The organism is Paenibacillus sp. 01T431 (genome assembly GCF_056398625.1).
On the sequence record NZ_JBFTPT010000032.1, the window covers coordinates 25,439 to 47,625 of the forward strand.

Below are 22,187 nucleotides of genomic sequence, written 5' to 3' on the forward strand. Positions count from 1 at the left end.
AACCGGCTGTCACAGCCTTCAGGCGGTTTTTGTGATTAAAGTTATTCCAGCGAAAGGTTCTGCTTGAAATAGGAAAACCTCTTACGCCACTCTATTGATGTAATCGATTCTGATAATATTATAAGGGCATCATTTATTGTCGAAGAAATATATGAGAGAATTATAAATACAACATTCTCGAAGTTTACATTAAAAACGACTTGATGCTAGGGAGCAGGTAGAGAGCAATGATAAATTTAAATAAATTAGCAGAGATCTTTGCTGCTGGTACCTATGAAATAGAAGATGTCTATCGTTTAGTCATCCAGCCGAAAAATATATTGCGTGAAATATTCGCTTTTTTATAAAATAGATAAGTTAGATGATGTAAATTGGACTCATGAATGCGACTCTCATTTCAGGCTTGAACCGGGAGCAAATCCAAGTACAAATCATGCTTCATCAGAATGTTCATGCATCTGGAGGGATTGAAAAACTTCGTGTCAAGGAATTATTCTTAAGCATCTTACATCAAGTTCTAATTAGTTGCAGGAATCGAGAGAATGACTTCTTTAACAAATATACCGGATTCCGTCCAATTGACTATGTTTTTAATTATCGTATGGAAAGATCCAGTGACCTACTCAAAGCAGGCAATTTCTCCATCCACGATATTGCCGTTAGCGTAGGTTATACGAATCCTTTATATTTCAGCAGATTATTTTTTAAAAATTTTGGTGTGTCTCCATCCGCATACACACATAAATTAGGTAATCATATATATTGATTTTCCGATTTAGATTAAGCTTGCAACTGATGGTGTTGATCTCCATGATCATTGGATTTCTGGATCTCCAATGAGCGAAACATCGATGCCAGGCATCTATGCAGCAGGAGATATTTTACACCATGATGGAAAGCTGCATCTCATTGCGGGGGCGTTCCAGGACGCTGCGAACGCAGTTAATAAAGCAAAGCAATACGTGACTCCGGATGCAAATGCGAATGGAATGGTATCCTCGCACAATGACTTGTTTAGGAAAAAAAACCGTGAACTGATGAAAAGCTTATATACGAAATAAAAGTCATTTTGCGGAGTGCATTTGGTTCTTAGTAAGTATTTGAGTGAGTAGGGGACGCGAACCTTCGCGTCCCCTTACTTTGTTCCATCCATGTTCCTATATTCGTATACAACCTTAATCATATGAATATATTCTGTAGTAAGAAATTGGATCGAGAATGAAGGAGGAAATGGGTAAATGGAGGTTTATTCATCTGGTTCTATTTTACTTACAAGCAACACAACAAGAATACAAATGGTTGACGGCTTTATCGCTTTTATCCGTGAAGTAAATGAACTTCTTCAAAAAGAAGTTGATCTGTCTCCTGCTAATCAATTAGTTACGAACATGATTAGGCGCCTTTCACTTCAATTACGTTCCCACTACTTACCGGAGGAGGTACAGGCCGTTCTTAGCAACGAATATATTCGAATGAACCAACGAAATTTGCAGGATAAGTTGTCAGAAGCCGAATTTTTAGTAGAGTTAGGCGATTCTCTTCACATTAGCAAATCAGAGGATTCCGTCTTGGATAACATTCGAAGGCTGTCTTACTGGAACATTTATATGGCCTTAGTTAGTGAGGAGCTGTCCACTCTTCGCCGGATTACTCGAGCGGATGGTCAGAAAGAGAAGTCGCGGATTGTCTTTGTTGGAAGTGGGCCGATGCCGCTAAGTCCTATTATTTTGCATCTTATCGGGGATGTTGAGGTTCTCTGCTTGGAAATTGATCCTGTGGCCTATGATGCATCATGCTTTTTGCTCGAGCGTATGGGATTTGGGAATAAAGTGACTGTTGTATTGGAGAATGGATCAGATTTTGATTATAGCTCTTATAGTAGAGTATTCGTGGCTAGTCTCGTTAGAGATAAGCTTGGGGTGCTGAATCAAATTAAACGTACATCCCCAGATTCTCTAGTAGCTGTTCGAACAGCTGAGGGAATGAAGCGAATCATGTACGAAGCGGTTGATGAATCGCAGTTGAAAACGCAAGGGTGGCGGATTCTGACGCGAACTTGGCCTGAAGAAACGCTAGTCATTAATTCGACCTTGTTTCTTGAAAGTATGACTGCTCCTGCCATACCTGGTTGACATCGTATCGTGTACATAACGTCAAAGCAATCGACATTATTGGCGAGGCTCTTGAGGATCTGATTTGCATGAGGAGTTTGGGATAAGTCGAGCAGTCTATACATTTTCACTTTTTTTAGTGCGAGCCACCCTTCCAGGTGGCTATTTTTATTGCTCTTTTAGTGACCTATCTGCTAAAGGACACGCTTTAAATGAGGGATGGTGGACAAGCTGATAAGATCAGCTCACATTATTCTCTGCCGGAGTTAAAGCGTAAGTAATTTCAGCGATGAATTTACACAAAGACCATATAGAATTAATTAAAGCATCGAAGTTCTTTTATATACTTTAAGGGTTAGAAATAGCGAAATAAAAGGACTAGGTGGTAGATTTAATGTTAAAAAAACGTGATTTGCAGGAATGCCATTCACTGTATGACTTAATGATGGATCCTGCGGTTTTTCCTTACGTTCGTTATAATTGCCAATTATATGAACAATACTTATTCATAACCAAACAGTTGATCGTTGAAGAAGAACAGGAGACATGTATATCTAGAACAATAATAAATGAGAATGGACATCCCATTGGTACTATTGATCTATATGATATTGTTAATAAAACCGGCTTTTTAGCCACATGGATTGGAACTCCTTATTTTGGAAAAGGTTATAACCAACGAGCGAAGGAATCCTTTTTTACTGAACTATTCCTTGAGCATAATATCGAAACGGTATTTTTGAAAGTCCGTAAACAAAATATTCGATCGAGGAAGGCGATAGAAAAATTACCGTATGCCAAATTAGCAAATGATATAAACCATCAAATATATAAATCGATAAATAATGCGCAACAGATCTATGATTTGTATAAAGTGGAGCGGTTAGACTTTTTAGATTGCAATAAAATCATGCAACATGATATTGCTACGTAACAAACTGTGCAAAAAACTGTTTTCAAGAAAGTTTTGGACCGTTTTTTGTATGACGAAAAGCTTCACTAAAAGCAACAAAAAGAACCTTCTAAGCGATTGCTGGAAGGTTTTTCTTCTGTGTAATTGTTTTATTTGACTAAACCGGCTCTGTACTTACTTTTATTGATATTAACAATATTTTATAGAACTGCATTCCCATGTGTTTTAAATGCATGTTCCCACTGGCAAGGTGTGATAATATAGTGTTATTTATGTTAGTACAAAGGTGGATTCAGCATGGTTGATTTTGAATGGTATAGAAGCTTTTGCACGATTTACAAGCATCAATCCGTTTCCGAAGCAGCAAAAACCCGCATGATGACGCAGCCGGCCATGAGTCAGCATTTAGCTGCCTTGGAAGCGGAGGTCGGAGAAACTTTATTTATTCGATCGACTAGAAAAATCACCCCGACAGAGCGGGGAAAGGAGTTGTATTCCCAGCTCGCTCCGCTCATTGAATCGTTAGAGAATACGACGATGAACTTTAAATCAACTTCTTTGCCTACGCTGAGCGTAATCAAGATTGGAGCGGCGCATGAGTTTTTTAGTGAAAAAATACTGCCGCAGCTTCCTAAATATAATGTTTGTACCATTTCACATTTTGGTACTGCTGAGCAATTGCTGGAGCTGCTGAAGGAAGACAAGCTAGACATCCTCATTATGTCCCAAAGGTTTCAAACGCCCGGTATCGAGTATTTGAAATTGATGGATGAGGAGTTTGTTATCGTTGCTCCAAGCGATTATGAAATTGTTGCATTCGATAATCTGAAGCTTGAAGAGCAATGGCTCTCAGAACAGAAATGGATCAGCTATGGCTTGGAACTGCCAATCATAAGAAGAATTTGGAGAGAGCATTTTAAGATGCGTCCTCAAATTAGACCTATTCATGTCATTCCTAATTTACATATGATTCTGAAGGCGGTTGAGCTTGGGACGGGCTTAAGTGTCATCCCTACATATCTCTTGCAAGATTCGTTAACAGCAGGGAAAGCAAAAGTTATTTTTAAACATTTAAAAGTAAAAAACGAGCTATATCTCGCTTATCAGTTAAAGAATAAGCATTTACCTCTAATCAATGAAATCATGTCAGTCATTAAGGAAAATACGAAGGATCATTTCGTTTGATTTATAAAAATAATTATTAATGAACAGTTATTTCGTAATTTGTTTTATATATGAATTGAGCCTTAAAATAAAGAAGCAGCAGAATAAAAAATAATGGAGGCTAAATATTATGTCAAAAGAAGTGCTGATCGTTGTTACGAACCATTCCGATATTCATGAAGGAAAAAAGACCGGCATATGGCTTTCAGAGTTCGCCGAAGCATATATGGAGTTTACGGCTCAAGGATATAAAGTAACGGTTGCAAGCCCGCTTGGAGGAATCGGCCCAATTGATCCTGGAAGTGTTGATGCTAACACTCCGCAAGAAATATTGAATGCACAGAAATATTTGGAGAACACTATAAAACTGGATGAAGTATCTGCTGAAGGGTTCGACGCTATATTTTTGCCTGGCGGTCATGGAACGATGTACGACCTACCGCATGACGAAAACCTGAAGAGGCTGCTGCGTGATTTTTATGAACAAGATAAAATTGTAGCTGCTGTATGTCACGGTCCTGCGGGGCTGGTTGGTGTAACTTTGACAAATGGACAACCGCTTGTAGCGGGTAAAAGAGTCAATGCATTTACAGATCGGGAGGAAGCCCAAACGACGCTGGACAAGCATCTGCCTTTCTTGCTGGAGAGCAAGCTTCGTGATCTAGGAGCAATATTCGTGGCAGCGCCGAACTGGTCTACTCATTACGAGGTGGACGGCAACCTCATTACTGGTCAAAACCCGCAATCTACGCTTGCTGTAACGAAAGCCGTTATTGAAAAGTTATCTTAATTTAAGTTATACAACATGATTGAAGAGGGATAGTTATGAAAGTGTTTGTTACAGGAGCTTCAGGCTATATTGGTGGATCGGTGGCCAAAGCTTTGCTTGATGCGGGGCATACCGTCTACGGTCTGGTTCGTAATCCCGATAAGGTGGAAGCATTAAGGGAAATCGGTATAGAGCCTATACTTGGAACGTTGGATGATACAGATACTCTAACGAAGTATGCCAAACTCAGCGACGCAGTTATTCATACGGCCGATTCTGATCATTTAGTGGCAGTTGAGACTTTTATTGCTGCGCTGCGCGGAAGCGGGAAACCATTTCTGCATACTTCGGGTTCGAGTGTGGTTGGGGATGATGCCCGCGGCGATACAGCGAGCGAACATATTTTTGACGAGGAAACGCCGTTTGTGCCTATGGATATTAGGGAAAATCGCGTAGCGATCAACAACCTCGTGCGCAGGGCTGGAATTGAGGATTGGGTGAGAGGCATCGTGATTGTCCCGTCTATGATCTATGGTGATGCATTAGCATTGCCTGTGGAAAGCGATCAATTGCCTCAAATTATTCGCAAGTCGCGTGAGCTGAAAGGTGGCGTTCACGTTGGTAAAGGCGTAAACCGCTGGTCCAATGTACACATCAAGGATTTGGTTCAGCTGTATGTGTTGGCACTTGAAAAAGCACCTTCCGCATCGTATTTCTTTGCCGAAAATGGGGAGGAATCGTACGGGGACATCGCCAAATCGGTCAGTGAGGCGCTAGGCTTTGGCGGCAAGACGATAAGCTGGTCCGCAGACGAGTCGATTGCAGAGCTTGGGGATTGGGCGCGTTTTGCCATCGCTTCAAACAGCCGTGTACGTGCGGCTCACGCAAGAAATTTACTTGGCTGGGCCCCTAAGGAAGAATCACTGCTTAGCTGGATAAAAAACAATTTACAATGGTAAGTCAGTAGAGAATTTTAAGAGCATCAACAAGGGAGGAGCTCCCGTTAATCAGAGCACTTTCATCCAATCGAGGACAGAAGAAAAAGGTTAATGGGAGGGAATTGTTCCTTTGTTATTGGATTTAAAGCTGGGAGCGGGGAATGGAAAATATTCTTTTGCACTCTTTTGGATTGTAAGCCGCCTTTTTAGGTGGCTTTTTCTTTTTGAAAAACATAAAATTCCGCGCAACCGCTGTTTAGTAGCGTCAAATAGTATTGAAAAACCAAAAAAAACCAAAATCAATATTGACACGGTTCAACATCATGCTATAATCAATCCTGTGAGTGATAATCGTAATCATTACATTTAAAACAATGTTATATCGTAATTATTACACTTTATAGCTTGGGAAACTCTACACATTAAAGGAATACCAATAAAAAATCGGAGGGTTGAGGGTAGTTGTGATGAAACAGGAAATAGATTTTATTAAATTTAATCCAACACAAAATATGACGATTTTAGTTAAATCGAATCATCCTGTTGATGAGTATAAGCATATTGCAACAAAAATGATGTCCTATGACAACGTGAATGCGGAGCAAGTAGGTTTTATCGAAAAATCGAATAAAAAAGAAGCGGATGCACATTTGATCATGGCTGGAGGTGAGTTTTGCGGGAATGCGTGCATGTCATTGGCAGCTTTTATTGCGTCAGAAAAAGGGTTGGATCAGGATGCCTTGGCGGAATTACGATTAGAGGTATCAGGAACAGATAAATTAATCATATGCCAGGTAAGAAAAATGGCAGATGAATATTTATGTCAAGTTGCTATGCCAGTTCCTAACAAGATAGAAAAGAGAACGATTAAACATGACGGTTGCGATCTGGATGTTATTCTAGTGAGTTACCAGGAGTTTACTCATATTGTGATAGAAGTAGAGCAATTTGATAAATGGAATAGAGATAAAGCGCAAAGATTAGCTAAATTATTTGGATCAACTTTAAAAGCAAACTTGGTTGGCATTTTATTGTATAAATCACAATCTGCTGAATTAGCTCCGCTGATTTATGTTCCGCATCTAGACAGTATGATCTGGGAAAGGGGATGCGGTTCAGGTACTGCTTCATTGGGTGCTTATCTAGCATGGAAAAATAAGAAGGGAGTTGTTGCACAAATAAAGCAACCCGGTGGCACGATTAAAGTAGTGGCGGATTGTTATAAAGAAGTACTTGCTAGTCTTAAAATTGAAGGATCTGTTGGAATTGTTGCGCAGGGCAAAGCTTTTATAGAAGTGTAGTGATTTTTTATAGCAGGGGGAAAACAATGAAYAAGGTGGAGAGTTTTCAAAATAAATTGATTGAATTTTCAGAAAAATTTGATCGTTTAGCAGGCCGATATGATCATACGGTTAACAATAGCTCGGAGATGGAAAATTTAATAGATGAATATTCGAAATTCGTAACAAACAGAAGTAACCATGAAGCTTGGGATCTACTTGGACATCATGATTCCAATGATATTCTTCAACTTGTGGTGGATTTGAGAAGAAAATCGGCATTTTGCGTTGCGATTATGGAGAAATATCGTGCATTAAAGCTTCATGAAGGAAATGCTGAGATAACCGATTATTTCAAAAACATAGAATCGTGCATCGAAGAAGAATTTGGGAGCTTCCAATTATCCTCGGATTCAAAAGTGTTATTAATAGGCTCAGGTGCATTTCCGATGACGCCCATTTTGATTGCGAAGCGCACTGGAGCGGAGGTCGTTGGCTTAGATATTGACGATGAAGCTATAGAGCTTGGAAGGAGCGTTGTGGAGAAATTTAGCAGCGGCTTGAATATTCGATTAGAGAATAGGCTGGTGGAAAATCTTGATTTTACGAAACTGGCGTCCCATATCATTTTTAGCTCAACCGTTGAAAATAAATATGACATATTGGATCAGCTCTATTCATTGACCAATAAGCATGTCGTTGTGGCAATGAGATATGGAGAACAAATAAAATCATTATTCAATTTTCCATTGAAAGAGGTGAATGCTCAAAAATGGAGGTTGGTTGAACAGGTAAGACGTCCAGATCATTTGTTTGATATTGCATTGTACCAAAAAGCATAGTGTGTTTTTTTATTAGGAAGGAAGGCATTTATGGGTGATTTCAAACATGTTTTGCTGTTAGGCACGGGACCAGCTACGATTCAACTCGCTGTGAATCTAAAAAAATGTTGGGATTGCCGTATAGCGATAGTAGGGAGAGAATCCGTGCGTTCTGAGTCATTTTTTGATTCGATTAAACAGAGCAATCAACGTATACGTGTAAGCATTCAGAATGAGAAGCATCGTGCTATGGAGGGTGAATGTTTTGTAGATCACGTATTTAAAGGGTACGAAACGATTACAGGTGAGTGGGATACCCTTATATTTGCTGTCACAACGGATGCCTATATCGAAGTGTTGAAACAAATCGATCCTAAGCTTCTAAGGAAAGTAAAGAGCATGCTATTAATTTCACCGACGTTGGGCTCGAATAACTTAATTCGCCATTATATGAATGATTATAATCCGAGTACGGAAATTATTAGTTTTTCCACCTACTTTGGTGATACAAGATGGATGCATGCTAGACCTACAAATCATGCCCTAACGACAGCGGTCAAGAAAAAAGTTTTTATAGGCTCTACAAAGTACCCATCTCCTAATGTTGAAGAACTCTGTAAAGCATACAAACAATTAGGTATTGCGATAGACATAATGGAATCGCCGATTGAAGCAGAAACAAGAAATATTTCGTTATACGTTCATCCGCCGCTCTTTATGAATGACGTTTCTTTAAGCACGATATTCGGGGATCGAGAAACCAAAAAGTATGTTTATAAAATTTATCCTGAAGGGCCAATTACACCATTACTCATTCGTGAGATGTTGGCCCATTGGAAAGAAATTATGAATATTATCAGTAAGCTACATATAAAAGGTATAAATTTACTTAAATTTATGACGGATGACAATTATCCGGTAAGACTCGAAAGTTTATCACGTCATGATATAGATAATTTCCCCACGTTCGAAACTATTCATCAAGAGTATTTGTTGTATATCCGTTACACCTCGCTATTGATCGATCCTTTTTCTGAACCAGATAAGGATGGGAAATATTTCGACTTTTCTGCAGTCCCTATCAGAAAGATGTTCATCAATAGGGAAGGTGATTTGGATATTCCAAGAATGCCAAAGGAGGATTATTATCGTCTGAAAATCATTCAGGGAATTGCAAAATTTATAGATTCGAGCTGCCCTACCATCGATAAATTCATACTTACCTATGAGAATAAATTGGAAGAAGTTGTTCAATCCCATAAGGAAATTAGGTTATCTGCTGCATTTGCTGTTCAAAGCTTTGAAGAAGACTTGAACAGAATTTGTAATGAAATTGGAAAATATTTAAAAGCGTAATTGTTGAAATCATAATGAACTTATATTTTTTAGGAGGAAATATTGTGAAAAAAGGAAATTTGCTTGTTGTTGTTTTATCCATGCTGATGCTTTTAATTGTGCTGGCAGGCTGCAGCGACGTCAAGGATGCGAAATCGAAATCAACAAATAAGGAAAAGAAAACAGAACTCGTGTATGCATCGGCCAAAGACATTAATGATATGAATCCACATCTTTATGCAGGTTCAATGCCAGCACAAGGAATAGTGTACGAATCTTTAGTCGAAAACACAAAGGAGGGAATCATGCCTTTACTGGCTGAATCATGGGAAATTTCTGAAGATGGCAAAATATATACCTTTCATTTGAGGAAAGATGTGAAGTTCCATGATGGTGAACCTTTTAACGCAGAGGCTGTAAAGCAAAATATTGAAGCGGTACAACATAATAAAGAAAAGCATACTTGGATCAAGCTGTCGACAAAAATAGTAAGCGTTAAAGCGGTAGATGAATATACAGTTGAACTCACACTGTCTGAATCCTATTATCCAACCTTAGTTGAATTATCCATGACTAGGCCGTACGTATTCATCTCCCCTAAAAACTTTATGGATGGAGAAACGAAAAATGGCGTAAATGGCTATAACGGCACAGGGCCATATAAGCTTACGGATCATAAAACCGATAAGTATGCTTCGTTTGAAGCGAATGATGCATATTGGGGCGGCGTTCCTAACATTAAAAAAATTACGTCTAAAGTTCTCCCAGCGGGGGAGACGACATTCCTAGCTTTGCAAAAGGGTGAAGTGAACTTTGTGTTCACTGATGATCGTGGTGCAGACAGTATTGATGTTGAAGCTATGGAACAATTAATCGAAACAGGCAATTATCAGCTTGTTAGAAGTGAAGCGATGAACACAAAAATGATCGTGGCCAACAGCAGTAAATCCGATCATCCCGTAAGTGAAAAAGCTGTTCGTGAAGCCATCTGGCACTCTATTGATAGAGATACGATTAGTAAGGATATTTTTAACGGGACTGAATCAGCAGCCCATTCCCTATTTTCTGCTAACGTCAATTATGCGAATGTCGATTTGAAGAAACGAGACTATGATTTGGAAGCAGCGAAGCAACTATTGGAAGGTGCAGGATGGAAACTGGAGAAAGGCGCTGCTGCTAGAGTAAAGGATGACAAAACATTAGCAATCCAATTATATTATGACAGCAATTCTTCTTCCCAAAAAACGCAGGCTGAATTTATTCAAAGCTCTTTGAAGGAGATAGGTATTCAATTGGAAATTATCGGTGAGGAATCAACCTCAATCGCCAAAAGAAGATCAACTGGAGATTATGATTTATTATTCAATCAAACATGGGGACTCGCTTATGATCCGCAAAGCACCATCTCTGCTTTTACTTCTGAGAATGCTTATTTGCATACAACAAGCGGAATTGCGGAAGCAAGTGAGCTTTACAAGAAAATTGATGAGGTCATGGTATCCAAGGATGAGGCTGCACGGAAAACGTTATATGCTGATATTATGACAATCGTTCATGACGAAGCTGTCTTTATTCCAATCTCGAATGGCAGTGTCACTATCGTGGCGCCAAAAGAGATAAAAGATATCTCGTTTAAACAAACACAATTTGAGCTGCCATTCGAGCGAATGAGCTTTGAATAGAACGCGAAAAATTAAAGGGGAGGATTACTCCCTTTTTTATTTTGAGTAAAGAAGGATAGAGTCTTTTGATATTTTCTGTAGAAAGGAGATTTTTATATGGCAAGGTACATCATTAGAAGGCTATTGTTAGCAATCCCTCTTCTATTAATTATTTCGTTTATAACGTTTGTATTCATTAATCTCTCTCCCCAAGATCCGGCCCAATTGATATTGCAAGCGCAAGGCATACCCAATATAACAAATGATTTAATTTCTCAGACAAAAGAAGAACTTGGCTTGAACCAGCCATTTATCATTCGTTATTTACATTGGGTCGTTGCCTGCATGCAACTAGACTTTGGAGATTCATATGTCACAGGAAAACCGATTTGGTCAATGGTAGGTCCAGCTTTACTGAATACGTTAAAGCTAACGCTGGTTTCATCTATCGTTGTTATTGTTTTGTCCATCCTATTGGGGGTGCTTAGTGCAATAAATGAAGGGAAAATGATAGACAAATCAGTAAGGGGCATCTCATTTTTATTAACATCCATGCCGTCATATTGGCTTGCAGCTATTTTAATTTGGTATATATCCGTTAAATTGGATTTGCTGCCTACGAGCGGAATGGATTCGTATAAAAGCTATATTTTGCCGGTAACTGTGATTGCGATAAGTTATGCAGGGATTTATTTTCGAAACGTCAGAAGCTCGATGATAAGCAATCTAAATGAAGACTATGTTCTATATGGCAGGGCATCTGGCTTGTCTGAGAAAAAAATTACGATGCATATATTAAGAAATTCCTTGCAGGTTGCCATTTCGATTTTCGGTATGGCTATCCCGATTATTTTAGGAGGCACCGTCGTTGTTGAAAATGTTTTTGCCTGGCCAGGGTTAGGCAGTTTAAGTATAAGATCGATTCTAAGCAGAGATTTCCCTGTGATCCAAGCCTATGTTCTAATAGTGGCAGTCGCATTTGTATTATTTAATACCGTTTCGGACATCGTAAATGCCGTTTTGAATCCTAAAATGAGGAAGGAGATCTAGATGAAACGATTAAAAAACATAAGCGAAGATAAAATAGGCAGCTTATCCTTAATCGTTATTGCTGCAACGCTTATTGTCGGATTATTTCCTTCTTTTTTTGCCCCGCATGATCCTAACGAAGTCAAGATGAGCGTAAGATATGCGTCCTCGTCCTGGGAATACCTGCTCGGGAACGATCACTTGGGGAGATGTATTCTATCCCGATTAATTTATGGGATTCGTCCCAGTGTCTTGTGGGTATTGGCAGCATTAGCGATATCGATAGGGATAGGCGCTTTATTAGGCTTTATCGCGGGTTACTTTAGAGGAAAAGTAGATGCCTTTATTATGAGAGTTTGCGATATCATGCTTTCTTTCCCGCTATATGTTATGACACTGGCGTTAGTCGGCATTCTAGGCGTAGGTCTTGAAAACATTTTGATAGCGTTTGTTGTTATGAAATGGGCATGGTTTGCTCGGGTAATCAGAACGTCTGTGATGCAGTATTCCGAACTTAATTATGTCAAATTTTCCAAAGCATCTGGCATCAGCAATACAAAAATTATTTATAAGCATATGATTCCAGTTACATTTGCGGACATAACAGTCATCTCGAGCAGCGCGATCGGTTCGATGATTTTGCAAATATCAGGGTTTTCGTTTCTAGGATTAGGCATTCAAGCGCCCGACGCGGAATGGGGAATGATGCTGAATGAAGCGCGGGAAGTTATGTTTACAAGACCTGAGCTCATGTTAGCCCCAGGCATAGCTATTATTATTATCGTTTCGGCATTCAATTTCTTGTCGGATGCCCTTCAGATTGCATTGGATCCGAAGTTAATGAGGTCTAATTCTATGCTTCAAGAGAAACGAATCGTGACCAAAAAAAGTTTTCGCGAAAAAGAGGTGGCAGATTAAAGCCATGAATGTATTAGAGGTGAAAAACTTAAAAGTATGGGATATGAAAACGGATCATGTGATCATTCATAACAGCTCATTCGAGTTAAAGCAAGGCAGCTGCCTCGCTATAGTAGGGGAAAGCGGGAGCGGCAAGTCTGTCACCAGCAGGTCGATTATGGGGTTGAATAAAGCCTGGCTGCGCCAATCTGGCGATATCATATTTAAAGGTGAACATCTAAATCATCTTTCTGAACATGAAATGAGGAAAAAAAGGGGAAAGCAGCTATGTATGATTATGCAAAATGGGATGAGTGCATTTGACCCTTCATGTGTGATCGGCATTCATTTGAAGGAAACCCTTTATGAACATTTCGGCTGGAGTACGAACGAAATCGTAGAAAAAATGAAAAAAGCTATGGCAAGCGTGATGTTGAACAATCCGATCGAAGTGATGAATAAGTATCCGCATCAGCTATCGGGGGGCATGCTGCAGCGAGTTATGATTGCGCTCGCATTAGTACTGGAGCCTGACATTATTATCGCGGATGAGCCAACAACAGGTCTGGATACCATTTCACAATTTGAAGTGATTGAACAATTTATGCAATTGCGTGAGCGAATGGGCTGCTCGATGATCTTTATTTCTCATGACCTCGGCGTTGTAAAAAAAATGGCCGATGACGTTTTGGTCATGAAGGATGGAGAGATTGTCGAACAAGGAAGCATCCGAGCTGTTTTTTCAGAACCAGTGCATGAATATACAAAATATTTGTTGTCTACTAGATTGGCGCTGAGTAATCATTTTATGCTGATCATGGGGGAGGGTTGAACAATGCTGAAAATTGATCATGTGGATAAATCGTATGAAAAAGGCGGGTTTTTTTCGAAAAAGAAACAAAAAGTGTTGAATGATATTAGTTTTGAATGTGGAGCGGGCGAATGTCTCGGTATTATTGGAGAGAGCGGAAGCGGAAAATCAACATTAGGGCGATTGTTATTAGGCATTGAAAAGCCTGATCGAGGCAGCGTTTTATTTGATGGCAAGAGTGTAGGGGATAGAAATGTGCGCTTTGGCAACATTAGCGCGGTATTTCAAGACTATAAGTCGTCCATTAATCCTTTTTTTACGGTCGAAGAAGCCATTATGGAGCCAATAAAAAGGTATAAAAAAAAACATAGTATGGTTGATACGCTGTTAAATCAAGTTGGATTACATCCATCCTATAAAATAAAATATCCACATGAACTATCGGGCGGAGAGGTACAGAGGGTATGTATTGCAAGAGCCATCTCCATCGAGCCAAAATGCATTGTGTTAGATGAAGCAATCAGCTCATTAGACGTATCTGTTCAAACCCAAGTGCTTGATTTATTAAAAGATTTAAAAAAAATGTACAACATGAGTTATGTATTTATCACACATGATATACAGGCTGCGGCCTATATTTGCGATAGAGTCATTATTTTTAGAGATGGTCAAGTTGAAGAAATAGTGAGAATCGAACAATTAAATGACGTCAAGTCGGAATATGCGAAAAAATTGTTGCAGATGCTTATCACTTTTTAGCTGAATGAGTTTTGGAGAATAGGATATTTGCATGCAGAAGTTAGGAGGAAGGGAAGTTGTGAGTGGAGCATTATCTTGGCCTTTTATACGATTGTATATGCTGGCTCTTCTTTATTTCAGCGGCAATTCCATATTAAATGTCATTATACCTTTGCGTGGAGAGTCACTCGGAGCCAGCAACACAACGATCGGTTTAATCATGGGTGCGTATTTGTTCACTACCATGTTCTTTCGACCGTGGGCAGGCCGGATTATTCAAATGCACGGACCGATAAAAGTGCTGCGCATTATTCTTATCGTCAATGGTTTTGCTTTAATCCTCTATACGATTACGGGTTTAGAGGGTTATTTAATTGCCCGTATTTTACAAGGAGTTTCAACCGCTTTTTTCTCAATGGCATTGCAGATTGGCATCATTGATTCACTGCCAGAGAAGGATCGCTCCCAAGGCATTTCACTTTATTCTTTATTTACGTATATGCCAGGTATCCTTGGCCCTGTTCTGGCTTTGGGCATTTGGCAAACGGGGGATATGAATTATTTTACGATGGTCATGATTGCGATTGCGATCTTTACGGGGGTGTTCGGCTATGGCACCAAAATGGATCAAGGAAGCGACCAGACTGCTGCAAATCAGACCGAGCAGTCAGAAAGTATGTTTAAATCCTTCGGTCAGTTAGTAACTAACCCAATCTTGTTTAAGTGCAGCATGTTGATGTTAGTAGCTTCAATGGTATTTGGAGCAGTTACCACCTTTATTCCTTTATACGCTTCGGAATTAAAAAACGGCAATGCTGGAATCTATCTAATGCTGCAAGCGGGTACCGTTGTTTTGGCTCGTTTTGCTTTAAGAAAAAAGATTCCTTCGGACGGAAAATGGCATTCATCGTTTATGATGAGGAATATGCTCCTTTTGACATTGGCGGCGCAATGCGTGAGCTTTTCTGTAACGGGGGGAGCTGTTTTTTTCTATTTGGGTTCCATTTTAATGGGAACGGCTCAGGCTCTCATCTATCCTACGTTAACAACCTATTTAACATTTGTTTTGCCGCAGAAGAGCCGCAATATGTTAATCGGACTTTTTATTGCTATGGCTGATTTAGGAATTTCGTTGGGCGGCGTTATTATGGGGCCAATAGCTGATTTCACCTCATATTCTATGATGTATATGATCAGTGCTGGCTTAGGTGCGACGATGATCATCCTTGCTTATGATCGAGGAAAAATGTCTGTTCGACAACGATAGCAGGGCTTGAAAATATTTATTATTCTTACACATGTGCAAGCTAAAAAAACATTAAATCATATTTCATAATTTAAAAGATCGACCCTTTTGTGATCCGAGCAGAAGGGTTTTTGTTGTATCTATTTTAGCATTTTTTGGAGTAGCTGAACAAAAGTATAATTCTATATTTTGTTATTATTCATGAGGCTTTCGGTTGCTTCCTCGCGGTGTTAATCTTCAATCCTTCATTTTGTATTCTCTTTACAGGGGAGTGCAGGTCTGCTAGAATAGCAAAATCCGATTGTTAACCTAAATTTAATTTTTAAGGTTAACAATTAAAAATAATGGATGGTGATCATTTGTGATAACAGATTTCGAACGGCTTGCTGCCATGAATAAGAACCACCTATGGCATCCTTTTACTCAAATGAAAGATTACAATAACGCTGATCCACTCATTATTGAACGCGGAGAAGGCATCAAGCTATTTGACGTCCAAGGACGCGCATATTATGACGGTTTCTCATCCGTCTGGCTTAACGTACATGGACACAACGTGCCGGAGCTAAATCAGGCGATTACAGAACAGTTAGGGCGAGTGGCCCATTCCACCCTTCTTGGTATGGCTAATGTTCCGGCAATTGAGCTTGCAGAAAAATTGGTGGAAATTACTCCGGAAGGACTAAACAAAGTGTTTTACTCCGATTCAGGAGCAACCGGTGTCGAGATCGCGATCAAAATGGCGTTTCAATACTGGCATAACAAGGGGATACGAGGTAAGACGAAGTTTGTAACGATGAACCAAGCGTACCATGGCGATACAATTGGCGCGGTGAGCGTTGGTGCCATTCCTCTGTATCATGACACTTTTCGCCCCATGTTATTTTCTTCTTACACCATTCCATATCCCTATGCTTATCGTCATGCAGGCGGTGAGGCGCAGGCACTGGAAGATACGTTAGCGTCACTGCGTCATTTGCTTGAGACAAAGTCGGATGAAATCGCGGCACTTATTGTGGAGCCGATTGTGCAAGGGGCTGGGGGCATTATCGTTATGCCTTCAGGCTGTTTACGCCAGATGGCTGCGCTGTGCCGTGAGTATGGTGTACTGCTCATTGCTGATGAGGTGGCGACTGGTTTCGGTCGGACAGGCGCGATGTTCGCTTGTAATCACGAAGATGTCTCGCCTGATTTGATGGTGATTGGCAAAGGGCTGACCGGTGGGTATTTGCCTGTAGCAGGGACACTTGCAACTGACGAGGTGTATGAAGCGTTTTATGCTGATTACGAAGAGCAAAAAACATTTTTCCACGGTCATTCCTATACCGGTAACCCGCTTGGCTGTGCCGTTGCTTTGGCAAGCTTAAAGCTGTTTGAAGAGCGCAATATGATCGAGGGAGTAAGAGCAAAGGCGTCGTTTGTCCAGCAAAAGCTCGCAGCGCTAAAGGATTGCCAGCATGTCGGTGAAATCCGGCAAAAGGGACTAATGATTGGAATAGAGCTCGTACGTGACAAGGTTTCACGTGAGCCGTATGACTGGGCAGATCGAATTGGAGTTCGCACAACCTTACGGGCGAGAGAGCTCGGAATGCTAACAAGGCCGCTTGGCAATGTGATCGTCTTTATTCCTCCGCTCTCGAGTAATGTTGCCGAACTGGATGCCATGACAAATATTTTGATGGAATCGATACTTCACGTCACAGAAGGGGTGTGAGTTCTTTGAACATTTTTAACGAGGATACGATACGCGGATTATTTGTGACAGGTACAGATACAGCCGTCGGGAAGACGGTTGTAACGGCAGCCATAACCGCTATGCTCCGTGCTGAAGGAATGAATGCTGGTGTCTGGAAGCCGATTCAAACCGGTGCTCGTATTGGCAGCGGACATACTGATGCTGAGCGGCTGATAAAAAGCACGGGCATCAACGAACGGCCTGAAGCAGTTGCGCCATTTACATTCGAAGCTCCACTTGCGCCAATGCTCGCAGCTAAGCAGGCTGGTGTGATGCTTACGATGAAGGAGTTAATTGCCGCTGGTTTACCACTAACCAAACAATACGAGGGACTGCTCATCGAAGGGGCTGGCGGCGTTGCCGTGCCACTGACCGATGGCAACCTCATGGTGGATCTCATTGCGGAACTCCGAATTCCTGCTCTAATAGTAGCCCGTTCCAGCCTCGGGACAATTAACCACACACTTCTGACTGCTTCTTTCCTTCAAAATCGGGGGGTTCCTATTGTTGGCGTCATACTGAACGATGGTGAATTAACGGAAACAGATGACGATCCGAGTGTTGCTACGAATGCACAACTAATTGAACAATTTAGCGGCCTTAAAGTTCTCGGTCGGTTTCCTCGTTTGCATACCGAAGAGACTACACACATGCTGATACATACCTTACAAAAATCCATACAATTCGCGCCTATTAGAGAGGCATTTGCAGTTAAACCCATGGGAGGATAATAGAGATGAAAACAATTAAAGTAGAGATGGATTGGCAATCGCTTGCCCGAAAAGCATTGCATGGAGAATGCTTAACGTTAGAAGAGGGGCTCGCTGTGCTTGAAGCTGCCGATGATGAGCTGCTGCTGCTCATGCAAGCAGCGTTTACGGTGAGAAAACATTTTTACGGTAAAAAAGTGAAGCTGAATATGATCATCAACGCCAAAAGCGGCCTTTGCCCCGAGGACTGCGGCTATTGCTCGCAATCGATCGTTTCGACGGCTCCAGTTAAAAAATACTCCCTGCTTGATAAAGACACATTGCTTTCAGGTGCACGTGAGGCGATGGCGCGTAAAGCTGGAACCTATTGTATTGTTGCCTCCGGGAAAGGCCCAACTAACAGGGAGCTCGACCAAGTGGTGGCTGCAGTAAAAGAAATTCGTCAAACGATGCCTCTAAAAATTTGCGCATGTTTGGGTATTCTTGGGGATGATCAAGCTAGGCGACTTGCAGAAGCAGGCGTACATCGATACAACCACAACCTGAACACCAGTAAAGCCAACTACCCTTCCATCACGACGACCCATACTTATGATCAACGCGTTGAAACTGTGGAAAATGTAAAGACATACGGCATGTCCCCTTGCTCTGGCGTCATTATCGGCATGGGTGAGACAAATCAGGAAATTGTCGAAATGGCTTATGCGCTGCGCGAACTAGATGCGGATTCAATTCCAATCAATTTTCTGAATGCAATACCGGGAACACCACTGGAACACGCAGGTCGCACGCCATCGATGAAAGCGTTGAAGGTACTAGCACTGTTTCGTTTCATATGTCCTTCTAAAGAAATCCGTGTGGCAGGCGGCCGAGAGGTCAACCTACGTACGCTGCAGCCTTTATCTCTTTTCGCCGCGAATTCACTTTTTGTGGGGGATTATTTAACGACAGCAGGCCAAGACATATCAGCTGATCATCAAATAATTGAGGATTTGGGCTTTGAGATTGAGTTAAATGCCCTTTAAGGCGGTGCCGACTATGAAATGGATGGAAGAAGAACTAGAATTATTGGCTGATGTTTCGAGGGAGCGTTCTTTGCGTATAACTAGCTCTGTATTCGGATCACCTGGTTATACGATGCGCGGAGAACGAACATTGCTCAATTTGTCCTCTAATGACTACCTTGGACTTGCCCAGCATCCGGCCATACTTGAAGTGATGCGTGAGGCCTTGCTCACTGAAGGAGCTGGTTCAGGTGCATCACGCCATGTGACAGGCAACCGATTACCTTATGGTTGTCTAGAAGAAGAACTAGCGGATTGGCAAAACTGTGAAGCATCGTTAGTTTTTGCAAATGGTTATATGGCTAATTCTGGTGTGATTAGTGCACTTGTAGGGCGAGGAGATGTTGTTTTTAGCGATCAGTTGAACCACGCGAGTATGGTGGACGGCATTGTACTCAGCCGTGCGGAGCACACCCGGTATCGCCATAACGACATGGAACATTTACGTACACTATTAAATAAGCATCGTGATAAACGGCGTAAGCTGATCGTTACAGACGCTATTTTCTCTATGGATGGCGACATGGCACCATTGCGTGAACTTGTTGCGCTTAAACAGGAGTACGGAGCGATGCTTATGGTGGATGAGGCACATAGTGGGGGGATCTACGGAGGGCGAGGCGAAGGATTGTGCCATGAATTCGGATTGCAGAATGACATTGATATTCATATGGGAACATTCAGTAAATCGTTCGGTATTTATGGCGCTTATATTTGTGGCAGCCGCTTGCTAATACGATGGCTTGTGAATAAGGCTAGACCACTCCTATATTCAACTGCGCTGCCTCCTTCAATCGTTGCTGGTATTTCAAAGGCGTTAGTTTTAGTAAAAGAGGAACACTGGCGTCGAGAAAGGCTTTATGCAGCAAGCAGATTATTTCGTTCCTTCCTTAGTGATGCGGGGTTTAACATCGGTTCCGGAAATTCGCAAATTGTACCCTTAATCTTAGGCTCTAACGATATGGCTTTACGCTTCAGCGAAGCTCTTGAAGAAGAGGGAATCACAGCGGTTGCCATCCGTCCACCTACTGTACCTGATGGAACAGCTCGTATTCGCTTTTCCTTGTCAGCAGTTCATACAGATAAGGAATTGTTAAATGCAGCCGCACGCATTCATGCAATCGGACTTCGACTAGGAGTGCTGTGTCCATGATTATATTGGATAGCGAATCAGTGAAACTTAAGCGACAGAAAAGCGGCACTATTTTATGGTTATGCGGATGGAGTATGCCACATGCGGTTTTCGATCGGATACGTGAGTTTCTTTCGGATTTTCATCATGTTTCTGTTGATTACAGTGATGCCGATTCTCCAGAGAAAATGCTGCTCCTGATTGAAATGGCAGTAGACAAGACGATGGCTGATCATGGTCCGTTGTTAATCGGAGGTTGGTCTCTTGGCGGTTTACTTGCACTAAGACTCGCGGCAAAAGGGTTTGCTGATGGTCTTGTGTTGTTCGGAGCATCTGCTCGATTTACTCGATCAAAAGGTGAGTCTGATCTCGGCTTTGCAGATATATATGTTAGGGAGATGATTACAAGGCTCAAACAGGACCGACAAGGGATTGAAGCAAGATTCCGAGAGCTCATGTTTTCGGATGCAGAAAGGGAAGTCAATCTAGACGAAAGCCTACCCCCGATTGGCAGCTGGACAACCCCAGCGTTAATCGCAGGACTTCAAATTTTACGAAGCGAGGATTGTTTGTCTCAACTAAAGAGCATCACTTGCCCGGTATTTATTGTGCATGGGTCTGATGATCGTATTTGTCCTTACGGCGCTGCAGTGGAGCTTATGACCCAGTTGCCAAAAGCAAAGTTATTCACGATGCCATCCTGCGGGCATGCCTCTTTCCTAGGAAGGGAAGACCAAATAGCTAATGAGCTGAGGAGATGGTGGCATGAGCAGTAGGAAAAATGATATCCGACGTCAATTTAATCGCAGTGCAAATTCGTATGACGCTCATGCTCATGTTCAGCGTATGATGTCAGATCAGCTTGCAAAATCATTCATAGGGTGGAAGAACAAGCGCAACATAGCCGTGCCCAAAATTCTTGAGATCGGGTGCGGCACGGGGACATTGACTGAGATTCTAGTTAATGAATGGCCTAGTGCAAGTATTTCAGCACTTGATATTGCTCCCGCCATGATCAAGCTGGCTGAACAACGTGTCTTATCAAATGAAGCGAACCGTGATGGCATCCTAAAAAATACTTCAGATCGTATAAGCTTTATTCAGGCGGATGTTGAAGTATGGGCGGAAGATGCTCAGGAATCCTCTTGTGATCTCATCGTCTCAAACGCCTGTTTTCAATGGCTGAGCAACCCAAGGCAAACACTTGGTCACCTTCGGCGCATGCTTCGTCCTGGAGGCTTGCTCATATTCACGACATTCGGACCTGCTACATTTTGCGAGATGCATCATGCTTTTAACGAAGCTTATCGAGCCAGTGCAGTCGAGCCGCAGCGGCACGGACTTTGGTTTCTATCGACAAATGAATGGAGCAGCTTGCTCAAGCAATCTGGTTTGTCTAGTATTCAATCTGAAAGCTTCATTCAGATAGGAAAGTATGCTTCAGCAAGAGACTTTCTTCACTCGGTAAAAGCGATGGGAGCCAGCACTTCAGAGGCTAATACGATGCGAGGTCTCAGTTCGAAGCGGTTGTTTGCCAACATGTATAAGGAATACGAGGAGAAGTTCAGCATACAAGGAGGCGTTGCTGCCAGTTATGAACTTCTATTGATTCAAGCATTCGCAAATGAGTAAATATGTAAAATCACAAAGCTTAATAAAAGCAGCCCCGTCTAGAGCATGGTATTCGGGACTGACCCCCATTTGTGAGACAGGGATCAAAACACCTTCAAGTTTAAACGGCCAGTCGCCTGTAATCAATCGGCGACTGGTTCTTTAGTTTCGTTTGAATACGAATTGCGTTATAGTAAGTGATGTAGTCTCGAACGGTCTGTT

General features: G+C 41.5%; 23 protein-coding genes and 1 pseudogene. 23 read left to right on the plus strand and 1 reads right to left on the minus strand.

Annotated elements, in window-relative coordinates; all coding sequences use genetic code 11:
* The first annotated feature begins 601 nt into the window (after positions 1–601).
* The 23 genes and pseudogenes from AC1DM9_RS32850 (at position 602) to bioC (ending at position 21,986) form a co-directional block, all read left to right on the plus strand.
* Complete coding sequence (locus AC1DM9_RS32850; RefSeq protein WP_477584242.1) at positions 602–766, plus strand: AraC family transcriptional regulator; 165 nt, start codon at positions 602–604, stop codon at positions 764–766.
* Positions 767–827: 61 nt separating this feature from the next.
* Positions 828–1,061, plus strand: a pseudogene (locus AC1DM9_RS32855) (thioredoxin reductase); the annotation flags it as partial.
* 177 nt (positions 1,062–1,238) lie between these two features.
* Complete coding sequence (locus AC1DM9_RS32860; protein ID WP_477584206.1) at positions 1,239–2,132, plus strand: nicotianamine synthase family protein; 894 nt, start codon at positions 1,239–1,241, stop codon at positions 2,130–2,132.
* 373 nt (positions 2,133–2,505) lie between these two features.
* Positions 2,506–3,045, plus strand: coding sequence for a GNAT family N-acetyltransferase (locus AC1DM9_RS32865; protein ID WP_441883974.1), 540 nt, complete (start codon positions 2,506–2,508; stop codon positions 3,043–3,045).
* 276 nt (positions 3,046–3,321) lie between these two features.
* Positions 3,322–4,209 (plus strand): LysR family transcriptional regulator, encoded by an 888-nt coding sequence (locus AC1DM9_RS32870; RefSeq protein ID WP_477584208.1) that lies wholly within the window; start codon positions 3,322–3,324, stop codon positions 4,207–4,209.
* A 109-nt stretch (positions 4,210–4,318) separates the two neighbouring features.
* A complete protein-coding gene (locus AC1DM9_RS32875; RefSeq protein ID WP_477509788.1) occupies positions 4,319–4,978 on the plus strand; it encodes a type 1 glutamine amidotransferase domain-containing protein in 660 nt (219 codons plus the stop codon).
* Positions 4,979–5,013: 35 nt separating this feature from the next.
* Complete coding sequence (locus AC1DM9_RS32880; protein WP_477584210.1) at positions 5,014–5,916, plus strand: NAD-dependent epimerase/dehydratase family protein; 903 nt, start codon at positions 5,014–5,016, stop codon at positions 5,914–5,916.
* A gap of 109 nt (positions 5,917–6,025) precedes the next feature.
* Positions 6,026–6,265 (plus strand): hypothetical protein, encoded by a 240-nt coding sequence (locus AC1DM9_RS32885; protein WP_477584212.1) that lies wholly within the window; start codon positions 6,026–6,028, stop codon positions 6,263–6,265.
* Between the two features lie 97 nt (positions 6,266–6,362).
* Positions 6,363–7,196 (plus strand): histidine racemase CntK family protein, encoded by an 834-nt coding sequence (locus tag AC1DM9_RS32890; protein WP_477584244.1) that lies wholly within the window; start codon positions 6,363–6,365, stop codon positions 7,194–7,196.
* 26 nt (positions 7,197–7,222) lie between these two features.
* Positions 7,223–8,017, plus strand: coding sequence for a class I SAM-dependent methyltransferase (locus tag AC1DM9_RS32895; RefSeq protein WP_441883989.1), 795 nt, complete (start codon positions 7,223–7,225; stop codon positions 8,015–8,017).
* Between the two features lie 30 nt (positions 8,018–8,047).
* Complete coding sequence (locus AC1DM9_RS32900; protein WP_477584214.1) at positions 8,048–9,352, plus strand: opine metallophore biosynthesis dehydrogenase; 1,305 nt, start codon at positions 8,048–8,050, stop codon at positions 9,350–9,352.
* 44 nt (positions 9,353–9,396) lie between these two features.
* Entirely contained in the window at positions 9,397–11,013 is a 1,617-nt protein-coding gene (gene cntA / locus AC1DM9_RS32905) for a staphylopine-dependent metal ABC transporter substrate-binding lipoprotein (RefSeq protein WP_477584216.1), read from the plus strand.
* 96 nt (positions 11,014–11,109) lie between these two features.
* Entirely contained in the window at positions 11,110–12,042 is a 933-nt protein-coding gene (gene opp1B / locus AC1DM9_RS32910; RefSeq protein ID WP_477584218.1) for a nickel/cobalt ABC transporter permease, read from the plus strand.
* Complete coding sequence (cntC, locus tag AC1DM9_RS32915; RefSeq protein ID WP_477584220.1) at positions 12,043–12,939, plus strand: staphylopine uptake ABC transporter permease subunit CntC; 897 nt, start codon at positions 12,043–12,045, stop codon at positions 12,937–12,939.
* 4 nt (positions 12,940–12,943) lie between these two features.
* Positions 12,944–13,750, plus strand: a complete 807-nt coding sequence (gene cntD, locus AC1DM9_RS32920; protein WP_477584222.1) for a staphylopine uptake ABC transporter ATP-binding protein CntD — start codon at positions 12,944–12,946, stop codon at positions 13,748–13,750.
* A 3-nt stretch (positions 13,751–13,753) separates the two neighbouring features.
* Positions 13,754–14,488: an ABC transporter ATP-binding protein gene (locus AC1DM9_RS32925; protein WP_477584224.1), complete on the plus strand. Its 735-nt coding sequence runs from the start codon at positions 13,754–13,756 to the stop codon at positions 14,486–14,488.
* A gap of 58 nt (positions 14,489–14,546) precedes the next feature.
* Positions 14,547–15,734, plus strand: coding sequence for a staphylopine family metallophore export MFS transporter CntE (gene cntE / locus AC1DM9_RS32930; RefSeq protein WP_477584226.1), 1,188 nt, complete (start codon positions 14,547–14,549; stop codon positions 15,732–15,734).
* A 370-nt stretch (positions 15,735–16,104) separates the two neighbouring features.
* Positions 16,105–17,427, plus strand: coding sequence for an adenosylmethionine--8-amino-7-oxononanoate transaminase (bioA, locus tag AC1DM9_RS32935; protein WP_477584246.1), 1,323 nt, complete (start codon positions 16,105–16,107; stop codon positions 17,425–17,427).
* 5 nt (positions 17,428–17,432) lie between these two features.
* Positions 17,433–18,179, plus strand: a complete 747-nt coding sequence (bioD, locus tag AC1DM9_RS32940) for a dethiobiotin synthase (RefSeq protein ID WP_477584228.1) — start codon at positions 17,433–17,435, stop codon at positions 18,177–18,179.
* A 5-nt stretch (positions 18,180–18,184) separates the two neighbouring features.
* Positions 18,185–19,183 carry a biotin synthase BioB gene (gene bioB, locus AC1DM9_RS32945; protein WP_477584230.1) on the plus strand — a complete coding sequence of 333 codons (999 nt, stop codon included), beginning with the start codon at positions 18,185–18,187 and terminating at the stop codon, positions 19,181–19,183.
* Between the two features lie 13 nt (positions 19,184–19,196).
* Positions 19,197–20,375 carry an 8-amino-7-oxononanoate synthase gene (gene bioF / locus AC1DM9_RS32950; RefSeq protein ID WP_477584232.1) on the plus strand — a complete coding sequence of 393 codons (1,179 nt, stop codon included), beginning with the start codon at positions 19,197–19,199 and terminating at the stop codon, positions 20,373–20,375.
* Positions 20,372–21,130, plus strand: coding sequence for an alpha/beta fold hydrolase (locus AC1DM9_RS32955; protein WP_477584234.1), 759 nt, complete (start codon positions 20,372–20,374; stop codon positions 21,128–21,130). The genes bioF and AC1DM9_RS32955 overlap by 4 nt, the downstream gene beginning before the upstream one ends.
* Positions 21,120–21,986 carry a malonyl-ACP O-methyltransferase BioC gene (gene bioC, locus AC1DM9_RS32960; RefSeq protein ID WP_477584236.1) on the plus strand — a complete coding sequence of 289 codons (867 nt, stop codon included), beginning with the start codon at positions 21,120–21,122 and terminating at the stop codon, positions 21,984–21,986. Before AC1DM9_RS32955 ends, bioC begins: the two co-directional genes overlap by 11 nt.
* 100 nt (positions 21,987–22,086) lie before the next feature.
* Here the strand turns inward: bioC and AC1DM9_RS32965 are convergent.
* The coding region (locus tag AC1DM9_RS32965) for an IS3 family transposase (RefSeq protein WP_477580142.1) at positions 22,087–22,187 on the minus strand (101 nt) is incomplete at its 5' end.